Origin of the sequence: Streptomyces sp. NRRL B-1347, assembly GCF_000720325.1 — a bacterium.
Classification (GTDB): Bacteria; Actinomycetota; Actinomycetes; order Streptomycetales; family Streptomycetaceae; genus Streptomyces.
This window is the reverse complement of record NZ_JOJM01000029.1, coordinates 106,603-112,967: the sequence shown is the minus strand read 5'-3', so window position 1 is coordinate 112,967 and position 6,365 is coordinate 106,603. Positions and strand designations below refer to the sequence as shown.

Below are 6,365 nucleotides of genomic sequence, written 5' to 3'. Positions count from 1 at the left end.
CCATCTCCGTGGTGATCGGCACACCGGCGGGAAGCCCCTCCAGCGTCGCCACGAGTGCGGGGCCATGCGACTCCCCCGCCGTCAGCCAGCGCAACCTGCTCAACGGTGCTCCTCCTGCTCGCGCCTGGAACTGCGACGGCGCGACCGGGTGCGCGGCCTGGCCCGCCTCCCCTGATCCTCCCACGTCCGGCACCCCGCACCGGCCCCGGTCCGGTGAGCGGACATCGGGATGGGCAAGTCCGGGCCGCGGCTCAGCGCGCGGCCAGCGCCTGTTCGCCCGCCTTGCGCATGGCGTCCAGGGGCGCGGGTGACCTCCGGGTCATCTGCTCGACCTGCAGGACGGCCTGGTGCACGAGCAGGTCGAGGCCGCTGACCACGGCCCCGCCGTACGCCGACCAGCGGGCCGCGAGGTCGGTGGGCCACGGGTCGTAGAGCACGTCGAAGAGCGTGGCGGGCCGCTCGGGCACCGCGTGGGACAGGGCGTCCGTGCTGCCCGCCGGGGTGGTGGCGATCACCAGCGGCGCCCGCAGCGCCTGCTCGGCGTCCGCCCAGTCGGCGGTGCGCACCTCGACGTCGAGCCGCTCGCCCCACTGCCGCATCTCGGCGGCGCGCTCCGCGCTGCGGACGTACGCGACGACCTCGCCGGTGCAGATCCGCGCGAGCGCGGCGAGGGCGGACGAGGCGGTGGCGCCCGCACCCAGGATCGCGGCGGATCCGACCTGCTCGATGCCGCGCTCGCGCAGCGCCGCGACCATGCCGGGGATGTCGGTGTTGTCCCCGACGAGCCGCCCGTCGTCGGTGCGCACGACCGTGTTGACGGCCTCCACGGACGCGGCGGTCTCGCTGACCTCGTCGAGCAGCGGCATGATCGCGCGCTTCAGCGGCATGGTGAGCGAGAGCCCCGCCCACTCGGGCCCCATCCGCTCGACGAACCCGGGCAGCGCCGCCTCGTCGATCTCGAAGCGGTCGTACGACCACTCGGCGAGGCCCAGGTTCTGGTACGCGGCACGGTGCAGCACCGGGGAGAGGGAGTGGGCGATGGGCGATCCGAGTACGGCCGCCCGGCGCCGGGCCTCAGCCTCCTGTGCTCGCATTGAACTTTTCCTTCAGCCTCAAGAATTCGGCGTGGGTCTTGGCGAATTCGGTCTTGTTCATGCCGTCGGTGGCGACGAAGTAGAGCCAGCCGTCAGTCGACGGCTTGACCGCCGCCTTCAGAGCCACCTCGCCGGGATTTCCGATGGGGCCCGGAGGCAGTCCCGTGTGCTTGTACGTGTTGTACGGGTCGGGGTTGGTCTTGATTTCCTTCTCGCTGATCTTGATCTTGCTCTGACCCATCAGGTAATTGAAGGTCGAGTCGAACTGGAGGAAGCCGACCGTCTCCATGTTTCCGGGCTTGAGCCGGTTGTAGATGACCTCGGCCATCTTGCGGAAGTCCTCGTGGGTCTTGCCCTCGGCCTGGACCAGGCTCGCGACCGTGATCAGCTCGAACGGGTTCTTGAGCTTCAGCTCCTTGGCCTTGGACTCGACGCCCAACTCCTCGTATTCCTCGGTGGCTTGGGCGACCATCTTCTTCAGGACGTCCTCGGGCTTCTGGCCCTTGGCGACCGGATAGCTGGAGGGGTAGAGGAAGCCTTCCAGCGGGTCCTTGACCTTGCTGCCGATGTTATTGACCGCCCACTGCGGAAGTCCGAGCTGCTTCCAGTCCTTCTGCGCGATGTTCTTCGTGGTGCCCGCGGTGAGTTCGAGCCGCTTGTCGATCTGCTCGTACACCCACTTGTTCCGCTTGCCCTCCGGAATGATGAGGTTGTTGCGGCTCTTCGGGCTGAGCATCAATTCGAGAGCGGAGGCGGCCGACATCTCTTTGTTCAGGGTGTAGACGCCCGCCTGGATCTTCTGGCCGTCGGGGTTCTTCCCTTGCGCGGAGACGAATGCGTCGACGCTCTTGACGACGCCGGCGTCCTTGAGCGCCTGGCCGATGGCGCCGCCGGTGGCACCCTTGTCGATCGTGACCGTCGCCCTGGCGCTGGTGCCGTTGCCCGTGTAGTCCGGGGCCGTGCCGAAACGATCCTGGTAGAACTGGTAGCCGAAGTATCCGACCCCGCCGATGCCGCCCGCGAACACCGCGGCCACGACCAGGCAGGCGCAGCCGCTGCGCCGTTTCTTGGGTTTCTTGCCGCCGCGGCCGCGCCGCTCGCTGCGGCTGCCGGGGGCCGCGGCGTCCCGGTCCTCGTCCTCGTCGCCGCCCGCGAAGAACGCGTGCTCGCCCTGGTCGGGGCCGGGATCCCAGCCGGTCTCGTGGTCGGGCTCGGGGGCGGCGCGGCGCCGCCCGGGCGGCTCCGGCGGCGGATACGCCTCGGGGGTGCCGTAGAAGTCAGGGCGCTCATCGCCGTACGCGGCGGACTGCTGCCCGTAGGGGTCGGCCGGGTCGCCGCCGTAGGGGACCTGGCCGGGCTGGCCGGTGTCCCAGCCGCCTTCGTGCGGCTGGGGGCCGCCGTTGTACTGCGCCTGCAGGGGGTCGTACCCCTGCTGATGACCGTAGGACTGCTGCTGGCCCGCGTCCCAGTCGCCGTACGGCTGCTGCTGGGGGTGGGCCTGCTGCGGCTGCTGCGGATGGTACTGCCCCTGGCCGCCGTAGGGGGGCTGGCCGTGCTCGGCCTGCTGCCCTCCCCATCCGCCGTCCCCGTACAACGGGTCCTCCGGATGCCACGGTTCGGAGCCTGGGCCCCGGCCATACTCAGTCATCGATCCCCTACGAGCCGCGAGGCGGGGGCCGCCGTCTGGATCCCAGGGCAACCGTTCCGCCTCTTGATGCTGTGCGGCGGCTGTTCGAACGCCGCCGCACCGCGCGGAACGTTACCGTATCGCGATCAGATGACCACTTCGACGCCCTCGCCCGGAGCCTTGCCTGACGCCCGTTCGGACTCCAGGGCCTGCTGCAGGATGACGACCGCCGCGGCCTGATCGATGACAGACCTGCCCTTTTTGGACTTCACACCGGAGGCGCGCAGTCCCTGACTGGCCGTCACTGTGGTCATCCTCTCGTCCACGAGCCTCACCGGAACGGGGGCGATCCCGGCGGCGAGCTCCTGGGCGAAGGCGCGGACCTTGACGGCCGCCGGGCCCTCGCCCCCCTTGAGGGAGCGAGGGAGTCCGACGACGACCTCGATGGGCTCGTACTCCTCGACGAGCTGACGGAGACGGCGGTGGGCGGCCGGGACGTCCCGGCCCGGCACCGTCTCCACCGGCGTCGCGAGGATCCCGTCGGGGTCGCACGAGGCGACCCCGATCCGGGCGTCCCCGACGTCGATCGCGAGGCGGCGGCCTCGTCTGACGGAGCTCATCAGGCGGTTTCGCCGACGAGGCGCTCGACGGCGGCGATGGCGTCGCCGATGGCGGCCACGTTCTGGCCACCGCCCTGGGCGACGTCCGGCTTGCCGCCGCCACCGCCGCCGAGGGTCTTGGCGGCGGTGCGGACCATATCGCCGGCCTTCAGACCGCGCTCGCGCGCGGCCTCGTTGGTGGCGATGACCGTGAGGGGCTTGCCGTTGGCCGAGGTGAACAGGGCGACCACGGCGGGGCGGTCGCCAGGGATGCGGCCGCGCACGTCCAGGACCAGCTTGCGCAGGTCGTCAGCGCCGGTGCCGTCCGGCACCTGGCCGACGGCGAGGGCGACGCCGTTGACGTCCTTGGCGCCCTGAGCGAGACCGGCGGCGGCCTGGAGGACCTTCTCCGCGCGGAACTTCTCGATCTCCTTCTCGGCGTCCTTCAGCTTGGCGAGCATGCCGGAGATCTTCTCGGGCAGCTCCTCCGGACGGCCCTTGACCAGCTCCTGGAGCTGGGCGACGACCGTGTGCTCCTTGGCCAGGAAGTTGTACGCGTCGACGCCGACCAGGGCCTCGATGCGGCGCACGCCGGAGCCGATGGAGGACTCGCCGAGCAGCTTCACCAGACCCAGCTGGGCGGTGTTGTGCACGTGGGTGCCGCCGCACAGCTCCTTGGAGAAGTCGCCGATCGTCACGACGCGCACGCGCTCGCCGTACTTCTCGCCGAACTCGGCGATGGCGCCCGCCTTCTTGGCCTCGTCCAGGGACATGACCTCGGCCTGGACGTCCAGCTCGCGCGAGAGGACCTCGTTGATCCGCTGCTCGACGTCCGTCATCACGGCCGTGGGCACGGCGGACGGCGAGCCGAAGTCGAACCGGAAGCGGCCCGGCTGGTTCTCGGAACCGGCCTGGGCGGCCGTCGGGCCGAGGGCGTCGCGCAGCGCCTGGTGCGTCAGGTGCGTGGCGGAGTGGGCGCGGGCGATGGCGCGGCGGCGGTGGGCGTCGATCGAGGCCCACGCCGGGGCGCCGACCGTGACCTCGCCGACCTGCACGACGCCCTTGTGGACGTGCACGCCCGGCACCGGCTTCTGGACGTCGCGGACCTCGATGACGGCGCCGCTGTCCAGGCGGATGCGGCCGGTGTCGCCGATCTGGCCGCCGCCCTCGGCGTAGAACGGGGTGCGGTCCAGGACGACCTCGACCTCGTCGCCCTCGGTGGCGGCGGGCGAGGAGACGCCGTTGACCAGGAGGCCGACGATCACGGCCTCGTTCTCGGTGAGGGCGTAGCCGGTGAAGTCGGTGGCGCCGGAGCTGTCGGCGATCTCGCGGTAGGCGCCCATGTCCGCGTGGCCGGTCTTCTTGGCCTGGGCGTCGGCCTTGGCGCGCTCCCGCTGCTCCTTCATCAGGCGGCGGAAGCCGTCCTCGTCGACCGAGAGCCCCTGCTCCGCGGCCATTTCGAGGGTGAGGTCGATCGGGAAGCCCCAGGTGTCGTGGAGCAGGAACGCCTTGTCGCCGGGCAGCACGGTGGAACCGGCGGCCTTGGTGTCGCTGACGGCGGTGTCGAGGATGTTCGTGCCGCCCTTGAGGGCCTTGAGGAAGGCGGCCTCCTCGGCGAGCGCGACGGTCTCGATGCGCTTGCGGTCGGTGAGCAGCTCCGGGTACTGCTCGCCCATGGTCTTGATGACCGAGTCGACCAGCTCGGCGACGACAGGGCCGGTGGCGCCGAGCAGTCGCATGTTGCGGATGGCGCGGCGCATGATGCGGCGCAGGACGTAGCCGCGGCCCTCGTTGCCGGGCGTGACGCCGTCGCCGATCAGCATCACGGAGGTGCGCATGTGGTCGGCGACCACGCGCAGCGAGACGTCCGAGCCGTGCTCGGCGCCGTAGCGCACACCGGTCAGCTCGGTGGCCTTGTCGATGACGACGCGCAGGGTGTCGGTCTCGTACATGTTCTGTACGCCCTGCAGGATCATGGCCAGGCGCTCGAGGCCGAGACCCGTGTCGATGTTCTTCGACGGCAGGTCGCCGAGGATCGGGAAGTCCTCCTTGCCCGTGCCCGCGCCGCGCTCGTACTGCATGAAGACCAGGTTCCAGATCTCCACGTAGCGCTCGTCGTTGACGGCCGGGCCGCCCTCCTCGCCGAACTCGGGACCGCGGTCGTAGTTGATCTCGGAGCAGGGGCCGCAGGGGCCGGGTACGCCCATCGACCAGAAGTTCGGGCCCATGCCCAGGCGCTGGATGCGCTCGGCGGGGACGCCGATCACGTCGCGCCAGATGCGCTCCGCCTCGTCGTCCTCCTTGTAGACGGTGATCCAGAGCTTCTCCGGGTCCAGGCCGTAACCGCCCTTGTCCTGGGGCGAGGTGAGCAGCTCCCAGGCGAGCTTGATCGCGCCTTCCTTGAAGTAGTCACCGAAGGAGAAGTTGCCGCACATCTGGAAGAACGTGCCGTGCCGGGTCGTCTTGCCGACCTCTTCGATGTCCGGCGTGCGCACGCACTTCTGGACGCTGGTGACGCGCGGGGCGGGCGGCTTGGTCTCACCCAGGAAGTAGGGCTTGAAGGGCACCATGCCCGCGGGGACGAGGAGCAGGGTCGGGTCGTCCGCGATCAGTGACGCCGACGGCACGACCTTGTGCCCACGCTCCTCGAAGAAGCTCAGCCAGCGGCGACGGATTTCAGCCGACTCCATCAGTGGTCCTCATTCCGGTTGTACGAGTACGTCGTGTCCGTCGTCTTTGCGAGGGACTTGGGGTTCTTCTCGGTGGCGGGCTCGACGAGCGCGAGGCGGCGCTGGGCGGGCAGTTCGGCGTCGACCGGGGCGTTCAGACCGAGGGCGTCGCCCAGTTCGGCCTCCCGCTCGGCCATGCCGTCACGGACGTCGAGCGCGAAGTCCTTGAGCCGGTGCCCGGCCTCGACGGCCTTGTCGGCGGCCCGCGCGGCGAGGCTCTCCGGGGTGAGCTGCTTCAGCTTGCGGTTGACCTTGGTGGTGGCCCAGACGCCGGCGGCCGCGCCCGCGGTGAACCAGAACGTACGTCGGAACATCG

Annotated in this window: 6 protein-coding genes; all 6 read right to left on the bottom strand. The window is 70.4% G+C overall.

Annotation, left to right across the window (positions count from 1 at the left end; genetic code table 11):
* On the bottom strand, positions 1 to 103 hold a 103-nt coding region (locus IG74_RS51120; RefSeq protein WP_158857731.1), incomplete at its 3' end, for a chorismate synthase.
* 148 nt (positions 104 to 251) lie between these two features.
* The gene (locus IG74_RS0124185; RefSeq protein WP_030681120.1) at positions 252 to 1,094 is read right to left on the bottom strand and encodes a shikimate dehydrogenase; all 843 of its coding nucleotides are present in this window, start codon (positions 1,092 to 1,094) and stop codon (positions 252 to 254) included.
* Positions 1,075 to 2,742 carry an endolytic transglycosylase MltG gene (gene mltG, locus IG74_RS0124180; RefSeq protein WP_037825956.1) on the bottom strand — a complete coding sequence of 556 codons (1,668 nt, stop codon included), beginning with the start codon at positions 2,740 to 2,742 and terminating at the stop codon, positions 1,075 to 1,077. The genes IG74_RS0124185 and mltG overlap by 20 nt, the downstream gene beginning before the upstream one ends.
* A 125-nt stretch (positions 2,743 to 2,867) precedes the next feature.
* A complete protein-coding gene (gene ruvX / locus IG74_RS0124175) occupies positions 2,868 to 3,341 on the bottom strand; it encodes a Holliday junction resolvase RuvX (RefSeq protein WP_030681116.1) in 474 nt (157 codons plus the stop codon).
* A complete protein-coding gene (gene alaS / locus IG74_RS0124170; protein WP_030681112.1) occupies positions 3,341 to 6,010 on the bottom strand; it encodes an alanine--tRNA ligase in 2,670 nt (889 codons plus the stop codon). The genes ruvX and alaS overlap by 1 nt, the downstream gene beginning before the upstream one ends.
* The gene (locus IG74_RS0124165) at positions 6,010 to 6,363 is read right to left on the bottom strand and encodes a DUF6167 family protein (protein ID WP_030681109.1); all 354 of its coding nucleotides are present in this window, start codon (positions 6,361 to 6,363) and stop codon (positions 6,010 to 6,012) included. Before IG74_RS0124165 ends, alaS begins: the two co-directional genes overlap by 1 nt.
* Positions 6,364 to 6,365 lie beyond the last annotated feature (2 nt).